Raw genomic sequence first — 14,358 nt, forward strand, 5'->3', positions numbered from 1 at the left:
GCCGTCGTGGAGTGTTATCGTCGAGGGAGCGCAAAAGGGTTATCGACGAGGGTATCGTATTTAGCGAGCGGCAGTCGAAGAAGTGCTCCGATAGCAGCGGGCGCGGTATTGCGACGGTATTGCAAATCTATCGATCGGCCTTGGCTTGGCGCTTCGTTACATTGATTGAATCACGCAGTCCTGCGGTTCCCTTACAATTTATGCACATTCTCAACGCGGGTCGCGCAGGATCGATTCGTGGTTGGCAACACGACCTGTTTACCGCGCTTTCATGGTGAACAAGGTTGCTGCGGTTCGAAGGCCGTCCGTTAAGTATTCGGTTATCGGTGGGTATTTGGTAGGATTTGCGCTGTGTGCGCGTCGCTATCTGCTTGGTTCTACCCTACCAGTACGGACTTCCCGCACCGTACACCGTTGATCTGCACGTCGGCTTGGCCGACACGCACGCCCAGCAAGCCGGTTAGATCGTTGATGAACCCATCGAGCGCCGGTGCCGCGACCGAGAGCGCGGTGCCGACCGCGGCGGAGATCGCCGACAGGTTCAGTCCGAGTCCAAGCAGGTTGACTTGAAGAACAAGTCCGCGGAGCAACGATGAGGCGAGCCCCTGGGTCAAATCGTTGGTCGAAACCGAGCGGACCCGGTTTTGCGCGATATCGTCTGCCGTGAAGGTTACGCGCTGCGTGGTGACACCGCCAAGCTTCACATCGGCATAGCCGGTGACGTCGATCAACGCGACATGGGCGATCGTCGCGCGTTGTCCGGTAACCGGCTTGGTAAAATCGTTGAGCCGATCGGTCGCGATATCGGCGATCATGGCGGTGCCGACGCTAGGCGTGACGTCGAGATCGACGGTTGCCGACGACACGCCCTGGACACAGTTGATCTTGTTCAGCGACGCCTGGGCCGATGCAAGCTCGACGAAGATCGGCAGCCGCAGGGATACCAGCCCGAACGTCGCCGGCCCTGCAATCTGGGTGTCTATGTACAGCCGGGTCTGCGCGGTGCGCACGATGACGGCATTGTCCTTGGCGATGCCAAGCCAGGGAGAGTTGGCCATGCGCTGGCCGCTCGCCATCGTCACCTGCGTCGACAGCAGGCCGGGAACCACCAGGCCGGTACCGAGGGCCACGGTGCGCTGGCCATTGGCGAGTTGAAGGATTTCGCGGAGTCCCGAGTAACTGTCGAATGAGAAGACGTTGGCGGGTTCGGCGTCGCGTTGCCCGGCTAATGGCCCCAGATCGATCAGCTTTGACAATTGCACGGTCGTCGGCGGAAGCTTGAGCGCGATCGAGCGCAGCGCCGCCGCGGCCGTCGGGCTGGTTGTCGCCGCAGCGAGCGCCTCGACCGCCTTTGGCAACGTCACCGTCGTCGCGAGCGTCTCGCCAAAGGTCGCGGCATCGAGATTGAGCTGGGTCCGCAACGCGCTGGTGAACGCGAGCGCATCGACGTTCGCCGACAGCAGCGCGTTGTAGTCCATCAGCGATACGTTCAGCGTGGTCCCGGCCAGTCCGGAGAGCAGCGCACCCGGCAACCCGCCCGAAACCCCGGCCAGCCGCGTGCCGAGCGAGAATGCCGCCATGTCGGTTCGTGCCGCCATCGCGGTTGCGGTGATGCGTGTCGTCGGGCGGCCGACGATCAGGCGCCCGAAGAACAGCGGTACGTCCTGCGCCAGCGTAACCTTCGACGCGTTGGCGATGCCCGGTTCGGAGGAGGTATCGGCAACGAACCGCGCACTGATCGCTAGGTTCGGATCGCGGACATACCGACCCCGTACAAGGCTGGCGATCGTCGTGTTGGGGGTTCCGCCCAACGTCACCGCGGCGCGCGCGCCCTGTAACGGGTCGGCGACGTTGCTGGTCGCGCTCAGGGCAGCGGCATCGGCGACGCCCTGCAACTGTCGCTTTGCCACGTATATGGACCCCATGTCGACGCCGAGCGCGGCCGTTCCGATCAGCATCGTCATCGCGCCCGCGACCAGAACCGTGACATATCCGCGGCGATCCTCGGCGAACTGCGCCATCGGTCGGATCGCGCGCCGTACCATGCCTCAGATCCCGCCCAGCAGGACGGCCGCGCTTCGACTGATTGTCCTGCTCGGCAACGGCACCAATCCGGTCGAAAGCAGCGGATCGGCGGCGGCGTCGTACGACAAGCGAACGACGATCGTTTTGCCGTCGTCGACGACGGCGACGGTGACTCTGGAGTCGTCGAGCGTGCTGCCCCGCTGGAAACTCGTGCTCACCGTCTGCAGTGCGATTGCCCGGCGCTCGTCCTTGGACAGCCCGGAAAGCGTGGAACGCGCCGCATCGTTCGCGGCCTGCTGGACGGTATGCGACACGAAGAACCATTCGCCGTACGCCATGATCCCGAACAGCAGGGTTAAGAGAACCGGCAGCGTGATCGCCATCTCGATCAGCGCGACGCCCTGCCGATCGCGCAGACATCGAAGCAGCGGGCGGAACGTCGTTCCCTTTTGGCACCGAACAAAATATGAAGTGCGTCCACTCATACCGATATAAGTGGAGTGATTCAGTAAATCATTTGTTAAAAATGTAGCCTTTACCTGCTAAACAATACTACAACTGTAACGGTTTTATACATACCTATTGTGGGTTAGTTTATATTATCTGAATAAGTCGGGGAAATACTTTATGCATATGGATATTTAAAACAGAGAAAGCGATTCTGAAAGGCGTACCAGTCCTAAATGGTAGATCCTCCGCAAAGGACTTATTCGACCAATGGTCTGCACATGTTCCACTGGGTTCGTCGGTAAAGGCGTATGCAACCTCGGCCGCGGCGAGCTGCTCTATGGAGGCATAGCCGACGTGGCCGACTTTATACGCGCTGTCACTGAGCAGAGATTGTGCATGAACAAGACGGTGTGATTTTGGAGCTGCGCCGTTGCAACCGATCGATGCGCACCCCGCCGTCTATACCAACGAAGTCAGTACCTCGAGAAACGCGCGGATCTTCGAACTCGAGAGGCGGCGGGAGTTCTGGAGGGCCCAGATCTCGACCTTGGGGCCGTCGTCTATGCCCCAGACGATGAGCTTGCCGGTCGCGATGTTCTGCCGTGCGAGCAGTTTCGGCATCAGCGCGACTCCTGCGCCTGCGAGGACCGCGTCCTGCACCATCAGAAACGAGGAGAAGCGCAACCGCATGTCGGGGCCGAGCAAGCGGACGCCGTGGTCGGTCCTGATCCGCCAGGGCGCGTCGCCGGAGGTGGCGATGTGCCCGACCGCAGCGACGGTCACGGGCGCGTCCTCGGTGGCCGTCGGGAATGGATTGGGTCGGTCGGGTGATGCTACCAAGAGACGTTCGTCGTGGAGAATGCGCCGTCCGACCAGGCGCTCATCGGGGTTCGGGTTGATGCGGATCACCAGGTCGTAATTGTCCTCGACCGGGTCGACCTTGCGATCCTCGGCGACGATCTCGAGCGCGACCTGGGGATAGGCCTGAACGAAATCCGCTGCGACACGCGGTAGCAGGACATGGGCGAGCACGATCGGTGCGCTGACCCGGAGCGTGCCGCTGGGCACCGACGCGCCGGAGGCAACCGCCTGTTCGGCCTCGCCGATTTCCGCGAGCGGGCCTTGGGTACGTTCGTGCAGCGCGCGGCCTTCGGGCGTCAGGCGCAGCGTTCGCGAGCCTCGGTCGATCAGCCTGACGCCAAGATGCGCTTCCAGTTCGGTGACCTTGCGCGACAGGGTGGCCTTGGGACGGCGCGCGGCGCGACTGGCGAGCCCGAACCCGCCATGCGCCGCGACAAGGTTGAAGTCGGCAAGCGCGGCGAGATCCATGTTGTGTTCCATGTACGAGACGACCTGTCCCGATCCTGCCATCTTCCACACAACTTCGGAACGGCTATTTTGTATCCAGCGACGACACGGGTCGTCTCGACGATCAAGGAGATACACCATGACGATATTGGTAACCGGCAGCACTGGCACCATCGGTACGCAGGTGCTGGCCTATCTCGATGGCCACGGCGCCGAGGTTCGCGCGCTGACGCGGACGCCGGAAAAGGCGCAGTTTCCCGCCGGCGTGACCGCGGTGAGGGGCGATCTGTCCGATATCGACAGCGTCCGCGCGGCGCTGCAGGGCGTCAGCACGCTGTTCCTGCTCGCACCGAATGCCCCCGACGAACTGACGCAGGCGATGCTGACGCTGGATGCGGCGCGCACGGCTGGCGTGAAGGGTGTCGTCTATCTGTCGGTGTTCAAGGGCGAAGCCTATGCCGACGTGCCGCACTTTGCGAGCAAGATGACGGTCGAGCGGATGATCCACGCCGCGGCGCTGCCCGTCACCGTCCTGCGGCCGGCGTACTTCATCCAGAACGACCTGCGGCAGCAGGACGCTTTGTTGCAGGGCGGGGTGTACGGCATGCCGATCGGCGAGAAGGGCATTTCGATGGTCGACGTTCGCGATATCGGTGAAGCCGCCGCGACGGAATTGCTGCGCCGCGAGCGCGCCGGTGCACCGCTGCCGCATGAAATCTATGAGCTGGTCGGTCCCGATGCGCTCACCAGCAAGACGATCTCCGCGCTGTGGAGCGATGTTCTGGGGCGGCCGATCGGCTATGCCGGAAACGACCTGGATGCGCTGGAACAGCGACTGAAAGGGTTCGGGCCGGCGTGGCTCGCCTATGACATGACGCTGATGATGCGGCGCTATCAGCAGGACGGCGCGGTCGCCACCGATGCCGACATCGCGCGCCTGACGAGCCTGCTCGGTCACGCACCGCGGTCCTACCGCGACTTTGCCGAGAGTGCCGCTGCGGCATGGGCAGCCTGATCTTAACCATCGTCTTTGAGGAGAATATCCGTGACCAGAATCCTGTTCGTTGGCCAGAAACCCGAAACCGTCGACTTCTCGGATCCGGCGCTGCCGCCCGGCTTCGATGCCGACAAGATCGCGATCGCGGTGGAAAAGATCCGGGAGCGCGGATGGCAGGGCGACACCTGCATGATCACGCCCGACGCCGCGGGCAGCGCGATGCTGGAAGCGGCGCTACGCGGAGCAGTCTATGACTGCGTGGTGATCGGCGGCGGCCTGAGGCTGCCGCCGAAGAGCCTCGCGTTGTTCGAGACCGTGGTGAACCTGGTCCACCGGGCGGCGCCCGACGCGGCGATCGCGTTCAATACCCGGCCCGAAGACACCGCGGAGGCGGCGGCTCGCCAGCTTTCCACGCGCTGACCCGGTCTGGGTCGGCTTGCCCGTCGCGTCCGGCGAAATGCTTTGCTAGAGCGAGACCGGGCAGGACTTTCGAGGGCGATACGAGTGGCGGGGAAGTGGCACTGGTCGATGGCGGTCGCGCTGACGGTGTCCTTTTCGTCGGCGGCCGGTGCGCAGACGGCGTTGAGCTTCGATGCCGCGCAGATGCGGTTGGACCGCACGTCGCGCGCGGTCAGCGCCGCCGATCACGGCGTCGATGCGGCCAAGGCCGGTGCGGACGCGATGCGGACCCTGCACCGGCCGATCGTCACGGCATCGGCGCAGTATCTCGTCTACGAAAAGACGCTCTCGGTCGATCTTGCCGGCGCCAAGGGCGATGCGCTGGGCAACGCGCAGGATTTTCTGGCGTCCTTTCCCGGTAGCGTGCCGCCCGCATTCCAGCAGATCGCGAGCGAGATCACCGGCCGGCTGTCGCAGGCGCTGCCGGGTCTGTTCGACGCGATCCCCGACCAGCTCAGCTACCGTTTTCGCGACGAGGTCTTCCGGCCCACCGTGCAGGCGGCACTGCCGCTCTACACCGGCGGCGCGATCCCGGCGATCCAGCGTGCGGCGGAAGGCGGCGTCGCGATGGCCGAGGGACGCCGCGCGCAGGTGGTCGACCTCGCCCGGATCAACCTGATCCGCGCGTATTTCGGGCAGCAGGCGGCGGCCGGGCTACTCGAAGCCGCACGCCGCAGCCGCGATGCGCTCGACAAGATTCTGTCGGACTCGCGCAAGCTGGAGGCGGCGGGGGTGATCCCGCATGCCCGGACACTGGAGGTGCAGGTCGCGCGCGATACCGCAGAGCGCACGTATCAGCGTGCCGACCTGTCCAGCGCGACGGCGCGCGACGAACTCGCCCGGCTGCTCGACATCAACGGCAGCGTCGTGCCCACGACCGCGCTGTTCGTGCAGACGCGTCCGCTGGCACCGGTCGGGACCTTTCTCGGCAGCGAAGGTACCGCGCCCGAAGCACGGACCGCGGATGCCGGGCGACAGATCGCCGACGCCGGCGTCGCGCTTGCGCGGTCACGGCGCCTGCCGCAGGCCTATGCGTTCGGCGAATACAACTTCAATCACTCGAACGCGCTGCCGATCGAGCCGGACTGGATCGCGGGCGTGGGCGTTCGCTACACCATCCTGTCGAACATCGACCGCAAGCGTACCGAGGATGCGGCGCGCGCGCAGGCCGCCGCGGCCGCCGATACCGCCGCCGAAGCGCGAAGGATCGCCACCAGCGCGACGATCCGCGCGTACAATCTGGTCGAGGGCGCCCGCCGATCGTTCGTCCTGCTCGACAGCAGCATGGTTGCGGCACGCGAGAATGTCCGCGTGCAGGCGGTGGCGTTTCGCGAAGGTGAGGGGACGGCGACACCGGTGATCGCCGCGCAGGCGGCGCTCGATACCGCCGAGGCACAGCGCATCGCCGTCGCGTACGAATACGACCTCGCGCTGGCGGGCCTGCTCGCGTCGGCCAGCCGGCTCGATGCGTTCGGTGCGCACTTGGCCAAGGCCGACCAGCGCCTCACCTACGGAACCAACCGATGAGCGATCCCACCGCCCCGCCGACCCGCCGTGCGCGGATATTGCTGTACGTCGGCCTGATCGTGGTGGTGGCGATCGTCGGGATCGGCCTGTGGCTCGCCAGCCGACCGGGGCCCGAGCAGATCCAGGGCATGGTTGAAGCCGACAGCGTCAACGTCGCGACCAAGGCGCTGGCGCGGGTCGATCGGTTGCTGGTCGACGAAGGCGCGCGGGTGAAGGCGGGACAGGTTCTGGCGACGCTGTCGAGCCCCGAACTGGGTAACGCGGAACGCCAGGCGCAGGGTGCGCTCGACACCGCGCGGGCGCTCGACGCGGTGGCGCAGGCCGGGGCGCGCAGCGAGGATGTCGGCTCGCTTCGCGCGATCTGGCAATCGGCACAGGCGGCGGCCAACCTTGGCGCGACGTCGAGCCGCCGCGCCGACACGCTTTATGCCGAAGGCGTGATCGCGGCGCAGCGGCGCGACGAAGCGCATGCCGCGCGCGACAGCAGCCGGATGTCGGCAGAGGCCGCGCGGCTGCAATATGAGAAGGCGCTGGCCGGGCCCCGCAGCGAGGACAAGCAGGCAGCGGCGGCGCAGGTCCGGATCGCGCAGGCCGGCCTGTCGACCGCGCGTTCGCTGATGGGCGAGACGCGGCTGGTGTCGCCGATCGACGGCGAGATTTCGCGCAAATTGCTGCAGCCGGGCGAGATCGTCAGCCCGGTGCTGCCCGCCTATCAGGTGATCGACATCGATCACCCGCGCGTCGAGATCACGGTCCGCGAGAGCCAATATGCCGGCGTCCACCCGGGCGGTATCCTGGTCGGCCATGTCCCGGCGCTCGCGCGCGACGTCCGGTTCCGCGTTACCCACATCGCGCCCGAAGCCGCATTCGCGACGGTCCGCGCGACCCGCCAGTCGAGCGGCTACGACGTTCGCGCGTTCGGCGTCCAGCTGCGCCCCGTCGAGCGCGTCGCGGATCTGCGTCCGGGGATGAGCGTGCTGTTCGACTGGCCGCGATGAGCGCGTTCCGGCGGGCGCTGGTCGGGGAACTCGCGCATCTCTGGCGCGACCGCTTCGACCTCGCACTGCTGACCTTGGTGCCGCTGGTGTGCCTGGTCGTGATGGGCGGGATGCTGTCGCAGGGATCGCCGCGCGGTCTCGGCGTGGTGATCGTCGACCAGGATCGCAGCGTCGCGTCCCGGTCGATCGTCCGGGCGATCCAGGCGGTCGATGCGCTGACGATCGTCGATGACGTATCCAGCCTGGCGGAAAGTTTTTCCGAGATTCGTCGCGAGAGGGCGATCGCGGTGGTCGTGCTGCCGTCCGGTCTCGGCGGCGCACGGACGACGGCGACCCCGCGCACGATCGAGATCTTCTACCAGACCGCGTTCCTGTCGACCGGCGCGCTGACGTCCGCGCTGCTCCAAGCGACGATCACCGCGGACCTGATACGACAGGCGCCTGCCGATGCAGGCCTGGCGGGGATCGGCCTGATCAGGGTGCCACTGCCGGGCGTGCAGGTGACGCTGCTCGGCAATCCGTCGGCCAGTCTCGAATGGTATCTCGGCCTGCTGATCGGTCCCGCGATCCTGCATTTGCTGATCGCGGTGACCTGCGCCGCATCGCTCGGTCGCGAGCTGGTCGGCAAGTCGATGGGGCCATGGGCGGCGCAGGTCGGTGCCCCCGCGATGGCCGCCGCCGGGCGGTTGTTGCCGCATGTCGTGATCGGTACGCTCTGGCTTTGCGCGTGGCTGCTGTGGCTGACGCTGGGGCAGGGCTTTGCCTTCACCGGCGCGATCGGCCTCGTCGCGATCGGCGGGGTCTTGCTGTTCGTCGCGACCGCGGCGATCTCGACCTTGCTGATCGCGCTGACCGGCGAGGTCGCGACCAGCCTGTCCGCGAGCGTGATCTACGCCGGGTCCGCGCTCGCCTATTCGGGCGCGTCGCTGCCGATCACCGGCGGCATCGCGGTGGCGCGGATCTGGAGCGCGATCCTGCCGCTCACCCATTATGTCACGCTCGAGATGGACCAGACGATCGGCGTGGATATCCTGACCTGGGCGAAGCAGGCGGCGATCCTGGCGTTGGCCGCGCTGATCGCGGGCGGCGGCGCGACGCTGCTGCTTCGGCGGCAGGCACGCACATCGGCATGACGGTCCGCCAAGCCTTCGAGGGCGCCCTGCTCGAAATCCTGCGGACGCGCGATCTGGTTGCGGTCGCGGTGATCTCGGTGCTGTTCTACGCCTTCTACTACCCCGCACCCTATGCGCACCAGGTCGTCGAGCGCCTGCCGATCGTCGTCGTCGATGCCGATCGCAGTGTCGTCTCGCGCGCGATCGTCCGCAACCTAGATGCTGCGCACGAGGTCGAGATTGCCGCCAACGTGTCGGACACGGCGGCGGCCAAGGCACTCGTCCGCAACCGGCAGGCCGAAGGCATATTGGTGATCCCACGCGATCTCGGCGCATCCCTGATCCAGGGTCGATCCGGCGGCGGCATCGCGATCTGGCTCAACGGCGCCTATCTGCTCCGTGCGGAGGCGGTCGGAAAGACCATCGGCACGGCGATCGCCGCCACGGTCGAAGAGCGACTGGCCGGGCTGGCAGGAGCGACCGCAATCCCCATCACCCCCGTCGTCACCCGCCCGCTGTTCAACACCACCGAGGGGTACCGCGACTATATCTTCCCCGCGGTAGCCAACATCATCCTGCAGCAGACGCTGTTGTTCGCGGTCGCGCGGCTGGTCGCCGAGCGCCGCCGCACCGGCCGGTGGCAGCGCGGCATGGTGCTGGGCGTATGGGCTGCGTGCACGACGATCGGAACGCTGAGCGGGCTGCTCTATTTCGGTCTGGTCTTCTGGCTGCAGGACATTCCCCACGGCGGCAACATTCCCGCGCTGCTGCTGACCGTGCCGCTGTTCGCCGCGACCGTGTCCGCGCTCGCGCTGACGGTCGGCAGCTTCGTGCGAAGCGGCGACGATGCGCTGAAATTGCTCATCCCGACCTCGATCCCGTTCGTCTTCCTGTCGGGTTTCGCATGGCCGCTGTTCGCGATGCCGGGCTGGGTGCAGGCGATCGCGTGGACGATCCCCGTCACCCCGGCGACGCACATCTTCGTGCCGCTGAACCAGATGGGCGCATCGCTCGGAGAAGTCGCCGGCGCGGTTGCGGTGCTGCTGGCGCAGTTGGCGGTGTTCGGATCGGTAGCGACATATCGACTACGATAATGGTGCGCGTGATGTCCTTCTGTGTGTTGGGACGAAGACGTACCCAAGTGCCGGCAGATACCTCAACGTTCATTGCTTGCCCGAAACGATCGCATCGTTCAGCATCACCGGATGGTCATACGTCGGTACTGGGCGGTCTGCACGATCGCGATGCTTTGCATTCTTTGCTACGTGCTCGAGCATATCGTCCATTGGCAGACTCTCGAAATCCATAGACTCGCCTGGCGCGGCATCGCGCGCGACTCAATATTCAGCACGTCTTTCTTCTGGTCGTTCGCCCCGGTCTCTACGGTGCTGCATACCGGGCCGATCCACCTTGCGCTCAATCTCTGGTGCTTGGCCACGCTGGGCAGCTATCTCGAACGGCGTGACGGCGGGGTCGCGATTATCTGCCTGTGGGGCGTCAGTGCCTATATCGCCATGGGCGCCGAAGCGTGGATAGGCGGCGTCGGCAGGATCGGTTTGTCGGCCGTTACCTATGCGATGCTTGGCGCTATCCTGCTCGATTGGCGCGAAGCCTCCCGCTCGCCCCGGCGGGCGTGGACGGGCGGCGTCATGCTGGTTTTTCTGACCCTTGGGGGGCTGGAGCTACTGGGCCTGCCGCCCGTCGCACCCGAAGTTGCGCATGTCGCCCACGCCGCCGGGCTCATAACCGGACTCATCTTCGCCCTCGCGTGGAACTGGAAACGCCAGGTCGGGTCATCCGGCTAGCAACCGAGCATCCCAAAACGCGCCCGATCGCGTAGAATCACTATGCTCCCGCTATGCGATCAGCGTGGATCGATCTCGAAGCGCTATGCCGTACCCCGTACATGGCGGGGGCGGGCAGGACGCTCGTGATACGAAAGGCACGGCGACATGTCGTCTGAACCCATATCGGAGCCCGATCCTACCGGACTCGTCATCTATGTCGGCCAGGATCGCGCGGGACATTGGCTGGTCCAGGACAGCCGGCGGACCCTGGAAGGCCGCTTCATCTCCTACGGCGCGGCCTTGAGCTACGCGCACGCCGAGCGGGATATCTACCACGCCAGCGTCGAGATCGCCGACGTGCCGCTCACGCCGCTCGTGTCCTTTGCACCCGTCGGTCGCGACGAGCGTGCGTTGCCGCGTGCGGCGTGACGGGGGAATGGCGATGAACGTTCATGGTCTCCCCGCCGGTTCGCGGTACGTGTCGAAGGCGGTCGTTCACGATCCGCGCTGGCCTAAGGTCGGAGCGGTCTTGGCGACGTTACGCGCGAGCGGTCGGCATGCGGTGCGCATCGTCGATATCGATTGCGGCGCCGGGACGCTGCTGCTGCACGCACTTGAACAGGCAAGGCGGCTTGGCTTCACCGCGATCGAGGGGCGCGGGACCGACGGATCGGCGCTGTTGATCGGTCGCGCGCGTGCTGCCTTAACCCGCTTCGCCGACCCGGCGATCGGCGTGGACTTTGCGGTCGCTGACATGTTCGCTGCGTTGGCGGACGAGCATTACCTGCCCGCCGATATCGTGCTCTGCCACGACGTCGCGCGAGACTGGCGACCGGAAGCGGCGTTCGCGCTGCGCAACGCCGGGCGGATCGTCATCGACGACGACGCCGGCTCTCATGTTCGGGGGATCGCGGCATGAGCCGGCGCGATCGTATCTGGCGCGGGGTCGGCGTGATCCTGGCAGTCGGCGCTTGCGGCGTCGCGGCGGCGATGGACCGGTCCGCGCTGGCCGTGATGGTGTTTCCGATCGCGCTGCTTGGCCTGACGCTGATGATCAACGGCAAGCGCGTCGTGGTGGCGCTGCGGGCCGAGCGTCGGGGGCACGCGCATACCGCCGAAGCGATCCATGCCGTGCGCCTGCGCCGCACCCGCCGACGGACCGATCCGATACGGTCCCGATAGCCGGACATCGGACCACGCGTGATCAGGTCAGATAGGCGTGGACGATCTCGACCAGTTCTTCGGCGGCGACCGTGCGGGGATCGTCCCGCGCGGTGGCGGGATCGATCATGTGTTCGCGGATATGATCCTCGATCACCTCGGCGATGAACCCGTCGAGCGCGCCGCGGCACGAGGTCGCCTGCTGCAGGACGCGCGCGCATTCGCGGTCTTCCTCGATCGCGCGCTCGAGCGCTTCGATCTGTCCTTTCAGCCGCTTGAGCCTGTTGAGCAGCTTCTTTTTCTCCTTCTCGACATGGCTCATGATCGACGCGAAACTCCCCCTTGATCTATAGTCCCCTAGGGTATAGCGGCCGCCTCGCAGGCACGCAAATCGCGCCGCCGGCAACACACAGGACGCACATGAAACCCCGATCTACCCCCTTGTCCGGCGATGGCGACAGTAGCGGCTCTGCCCTGCTGACGATCGCCGCTGGACGTCCCGGGTTCGGGCAAGCCGTTCGGGGATCGCGGGTGCGGTCCGGCTGAGCGTCTGTCCCGGACTCGCCCACGAGCCCGGAAGAGACGCCTGATGACCAATCTCGATTTCCGCGCGATCCAGCATGATCGCGCCATCCACGCGGCGCTCGCCGCCGCACCGCTACATCGTGGTCGCATCCTCAGGGGATGCGTGGCGAGCGGATTCCGCACGGTGACCGAGCTGTCGGCATGACGCGCGCATGTCACGCTGCGTGGGTAATACGCCGCGTCTGCGGAAAAGGACGGCGCGGTGGCTGATGGGGTGACGGGTGGCGGCCGGGTCCGCTCATTCTCGCGGATTTTGAGGCTGACCCAGCCCAACCGCGCGGATGCCATCGCCTTCGTGCTGCTGATTGGCATCGCCGCGCTGCTGGTGCGGGGCGCGGAGGGCGTGGCCGAGCCGCTGTCGCGCCTGCGCGTCGAGCCGGTGACGCTCGATCCGTGGTATCTGCCCTATTATGCGCTGCGCACGGTGATCCGGATGTTTGCGGCACTCGCGGCGAGCCTGGTCTTTACGCTGGTCGTCGCGACGCTCGCCGCGCGCAGCCGCCGCGCGGGGCAGATCATCGTGCCGATGCTCGACATCCTGCAATCGGTGCCGATCCTCGGGTTCCTCACCTTCACCGTCACGGCGTTCATGGGGCTGTTCCCGGGCCAGATCCTCGGCGTCGAGCTGGCCGCGGTGTTCGCGATCTTCACCAGCCAGGCGTGGAACATGGCGTTCAGCTTCTACCAGTCGCTGCGCTCGGTGCCGTCCGACCTAGACGAGGTGACCCGCGGTTTCGCCTTGTCGCCGGTTCGGCGGTTCCTCCGGCTCGACCTGCCGTTCGCGACTCCGTCGCTGGTGTGGAACGCGATGATGTCGATGTCGGGCGGCTGGTTCTTCGTCGTCGCGTCCGAAGCGATCACGGTCGGCAACACGACCGTGACTCTGCCCGGGGTCGGCTCATGGCTTGCGCTGGCGATCGCCCGCAAGGACTTCACGGCGATCGGTCTCGCCGTGGTCGCGATGGGTATCGTCATCCTGCTGTACGATCAGCTCGTTTTCCGGCCGGTGGTCGCCTGGGCGGATCGCTTCCGGTTCGAGCAGACCGCCAGCACCGAGCGGCCGCAATCCTGGGCCTATGACCTGTTCCGCCGCACGCGCCTGCTGCCGGTGCTGTTCGCGCCGGTCACCGCGCTCGGCCAGCTGCTGCTGACGCTAGACCGGGGCAGGGCACGCCCGCGCGAGCGCCGCGTTCGCGAACCGAGCATCGTGCTGGAACGGCTGTGGCAGGCGGTGGTCCTGGTATCGGTGGTCGCCGCGCTCTGGCTCGCGGGACGCTATGTCTTCTCGACGCTGCGGCTGAGCGATGCGGTCGCGGTGTTCGGGCTGGCCTGCATCACGATGCTGCGCGTCGTCGTGCTGATCGCGCTGGCCAGCCTCGTCTGGGTGCCGATCGGCGTCTGGATCGGCCTCAACCCCAAATGGGCGGAGCGCCTGCAACCCGTCGCGCAGTTCCTCGCGGCGTTCCCGGCCAACGTGCTTTTCCCGTTCGCGGTGATCGGCATCGTCCACTGGCGGCTGTCGCCCGACATCTGGCTGTCGCCGCTGATGATCCTGGGCACGCAGTGGTACATCCTGTTCAACGTCATCGCCGGCGCCAGCGCGATCCCGACCGACCTGCGCGAGGCGGCGGGGATGTTCGACGTGCGCGGCTGGCAATGGTGGCGACAGGTCGCTCTGCCCGGCGTGTTTCCCTATTACGTCACCGGCGCGCTGACCGCGTCTGGCGGATCGTGGAACGCCAGCATTGTCGCCGAAGCGGTGTCGTGGGGAACGCAGAAGATCGAGGCTCACGGGCTCGGCACGTTCATCGCCAAGGCAACCGAAGCCGGCGATTATCCGCGCGTCGCGCTCGGCATCGCGGTGATGTCGATGTTCGTGATCGCCTTCAACCGGCTCGTCTGGCGTCCGATGTACGCCTTTGCCGAACGCCGTCTCCGGCTCGCCTGAT

The 14,358-nt window shown here is 66.2% G+C and carries 16 protein-coding genes; 12 read left to right on the plus strand and 4 right to left on the minus strand.

Annotated features, from left to right (window positions below; genetic code table 11):
• Positions 1-377: 377 nt before the first annotated feature.
• The 3 genes from SJY20_RS05635 to SJY20_RS05645 form a co-directional block, all read right to left on the minus strand.
• Positions 378-2,045: a pilus assembly protein TadG-related protein gene (locus SJY20_RS05635; RefSeq protein ID WP_380785620.1), complete on the minus strand. Its 1,668-nt coding sequence runs from the start codon at positions 2,043-2,045 to the stop codon at positions 378-380.
• Positions 2,046-2,048: 3 nt separating this feature from the next.
• Positions 2,049-2,510, minus strand: a complete 462-nt coding sequence (locus SJY20_RS05640) for a TadE/TadG family type IV pilus assembly protein (RefSeq protein WP_380785621.1) — start codon at positions 2,508-2,510, stop codon at positions 2,049-2,051.
• A 424-nt stretch (positions 2,511-2,934) separates the two neighbouring features.
• Positions 2,935-3,846: a LysR family transcriptional regulator gene (locus tag SJY20_RS05645; protein ID WP_380785622.1), complete on the minus strand. Its 912-nt coding sequence runs from the start codon at positions 3,844-3,846 to the stop codon at positions 2,935-2,937.
• Positions 3,847-3,922: 76 nt separating this feature from the next.
• On the opposite strand from SJY20_RS05645, the gene SJY20_RS05650 reads away from it, so the two are divergent.
• The 10 genes from SJY20_RS05650 (at position 3,923) to SJY20_RS05695 (ending at position 11,845) form a co-directional block, all read left to right on the plus strand.
• Positions 3,923-4,798 carry an SDR family oxidoreductase gene (locus SJY20_RS05650; protein ID WP_380785623.1) on the plus strand — a complete coding sequence of 292 codons (876 nt, stop codon included), beginning with the start codon at positions 3,923-3,925 and terminating at the stop codon, positions 4,796-4,798.
• Between the two features lie 30 nt (positions 4,799-4,828).
• On the plus strand, positions 4,829-5,200 hold the full coding sequence (locus SJY20_RS05655) for a hypothetical protein (protein WP_380785624.1): 372 nt from the start codon (positions 4,829-4,831) through the stop codon (positions 5,198-5,200).
• An 84-nt stretch (positions 5,201-5,284) separates the two neighbouring features.
• The gene (locus SJY20_RS05660; RefSeq protein ID WP_380785625.1) at positions 5,285-6,766 is read left to right on the plus strand and encodes a TolC family protein; all 1,482 of its coding nucleotides are present in this window, start codon (positions 5,285-5,287) and stop codon (positions 6,764-6,766) included.
• Positions 6,763-7,764 (plus strand): HlyD family secretion protein, encoded by a 1,002-nt coding sequence (locus SJY20_RS05665; RefSeq protein ID WP_380785626.1) that lies wholly within the window; start codon positions 6,763-6,765, stop codon positions 7,762-7,764. The genes SJY20_RS05660 and SJY20_RS05665 overlap by 4 nt, the downstream gene beginning before the upstream one ends.
• Positions 7,761-8,897 carry an ABC transporter permease gene (locus tag SJY20_RS05670; protein WP_380785627.1) on the plus strand — a complete coding sequence of 379 codons (1,137 nt, stop codon included), beginning with the start codon at positions 7,761-7,763 and terminating at the stop codon, positions 8,895-8,897. The genes SJY20_RS05665 and SJY20_RS05670 overlap by 4 nt, the downstream gene beginning before the upstream one ends.
• On the plus strand, positions 8,894-9,970 hold the full coding sequence (locus SJY20_RS05675; protein ID WP_380785628.1) for an ABC transporter permease: 1,077 nt from the start codon (positions 8,894-8,896) through the stop codon (positions 9,968-9,970). The genes SJY20_RS05670 and SJY20_RS05675 overlap by 4 nt, the downstream gene beginning before the upstream one ends.
• Positions 9,971-10,081: 111 nt before the next feature.
• Positions 10,082-10,681 (plus strand): rhomboid family intramembrane serine protease, encoded by a 600-nt coding sequence (locus SJY20_RS05680; RefSeq protein WP_380785629.1) that lies wholly within the window; start codon positions 10,082-10,084, stop codon positions 10,679-10,681.
• Between the two features lie 147 nt (positions 10,682-10,828).
• On the plus strand, positions 10,829-11,092 hold the full coding sequence (locus tag SJY20_RS05685; protein WP_380785630.1) for a hypothetical protein: 264 nt from the start codon (positions 10,829-10,831) through the stop codon (positions 11,090-11,092).
• 13 nt (positions 11,093-11,105) lie between these two features.
• Positions 11,106-11,582: an SAM-dependent methyltransferase gene (locus SJY20_RS05690; RefSeq protein ID WP_380785631.1), complete on the plus strand. Its 477-nt coding sequence runs from the start codon at positions 11,106-11,108 to the stop codon at positions 11,580-11,582.
• Positions 11,579-11,845, plus strand: a complete 267-nt coding sequence (locus SJY20_RS05695) for a hypothetical protein (protein WP_380785632.1) — start codon at positions 11,579-11,581, stop codon at positions 11,843-11,845. The genes SJY20_RS05690 and SJY20_RS05695 overlap by 4 nt, the downstream gene beginning before the upstream one ends.
• 22 nt (positions 11,846-11,867) lie before the next feature.
• On the opposite strand, the gene SJY20_RS05700 is transcribed toward SJY20_RS05695, so the two are convergent.
• Complete coding sequence (locus tag SJY20_RS05700) at positions 11,868-12,146, minus strand: metal/formaldehyde-sensitive transcriptional repressor (RefSeq protein WP_132734421.1); 279 nt, start codon at positions 12,144-12,146, stop codon at positions 11,868-11,870.
• A gap of 267 nt (positions 12,147-12,413) precedes the next feature.
• On the opposite strand from SJY20_RS05700, the gene SJY20_RS05705 reads away from it, so the two are divergent.
• Entirely contained in the window at positions 12,414-12,554 is a 141-nt protein-coding gene (locus SJY20_RS05705) for a hypothetical protein (protein ID WP_380785633.1), read from the plus strand.
• Positions 12,555-12,611: 57 nt separating this feature from the next.
• Positions 12,612-14,357 (plus strand): ABC transporter permease, encoded by a 1,746-nt coding sequence (locus tag SJY20_RS05710; protein WP_380785634.1) that lies wholly within the window; start codon positions 12,612-12,614, stop codon positions 14,355-14,357.
• Position 14,358: the final 1 nt, after the last annotated feature.

This window comes from Sphingomonas sp. R86521, from assembly GCF_042466235.1.
Taxonomy (GTDB): domain Bacteria; phylum Pseudomonadota; class Alphaproteobacteria; order Sphingomonadales; family Sphingomonadaceae; genus Sphingomonas.

Excerpts from the sequence above, each read along its gene's own strand:
- SJY20_RS05635 (WP_380785620.1), bottom strand. The coding sequence starts at position 2,045 with ATGGTACGGCGCGCGATCCGACCGATGGCGCAGTTCGCCGAGGATCGC.
- SJY20_RS05640 (WP_380785621.1), bottom strand. The coding sequence starts at position 2,510 with ATGAGTGGACGCACTTCATATTTTGTTCGGTGCCAAAAGGGAACGACG.
- SJY20_RS05645 (WP_380785622.1), bottom strand. The coding sequence starts at position 3,846 with ATGGCAGGATCGGGACAGGTCGTCTCGTACATGGAACACAACATGGAT.
- SJY20_RS05650 (WP_380785623.1), top strand. The coding sequence starts at position 3,923 with ATGACGATATTGGTAACCGGCAGCACTGGCACCATCGGTACGCAGGTG.
- SJY20_RS05665 (WP_380785626.1), top strand. The coding sequence starts at position 6,763 with ATGAGCGATCCCACCGCCCCGCCGACCCGCCGTGCGCGGATATTGCTG.
- SJY20_RS05670 (WP_380785627.1), top strand. The coding sequence starts at position 7,761 with ATGAGCGCGTTCCGGCGGGCGCTGGTCGGGGAACTCGCGCATCTCTGG.
- SJY20_RS05675 (WP_380785628.1), top strand. The coding sequence starts at position 8,894 with ATGACGGTCCGCCAAGCCTTCGAGGGCGCCCTGCTCGAAATCCTGCGG.
- SJY20_RS05680 (WP_380785629.1), top strand. The coding sequence starts at position 10,082 with ATGGTCATACGTCGGTACTGGGCGGTCTGCACGATCGCGATGCTTTGC.
- SJY20_RS05685 (WP_380785630.1), top strand. The coding sequence starts at position 10,829 with ATGTCGTCTGAACCCATATCGGAGCCCGATCCTACCGGACTCGTCATC.
- SJY20_RS05690 (WP_380785631.1), top strand. The coding sequence starts at position 11,106 with ATGAACGTTCATGGTCTCCCCGCCGGTTCGCGGTACGTGTCGAAGGCG.
- SJY20_RS05695 (WP_380785632.1), top strand. The coding sequence starts at position 11,579 with ATGAGCCGGCGCGATCGTATCTGGCGCGGGGTCGGCGTGATCCTGGCA.
- SJY20_RS05700 (WP_132734421.1), bottom strand. The coding sequence starts at position 12,146 with ATGAGCCATGTCGAGAAGGAGAAAAAGAAGCTGCTCAACAGGCTCAAG.
- SJY20_RS05705 (WP_380785633.1), top strand. The coding sequence starts at position 12,414 with ATGACCAATCTCGATTTCCGCGCGATCCAGCATGATCGCGCCATCCAC.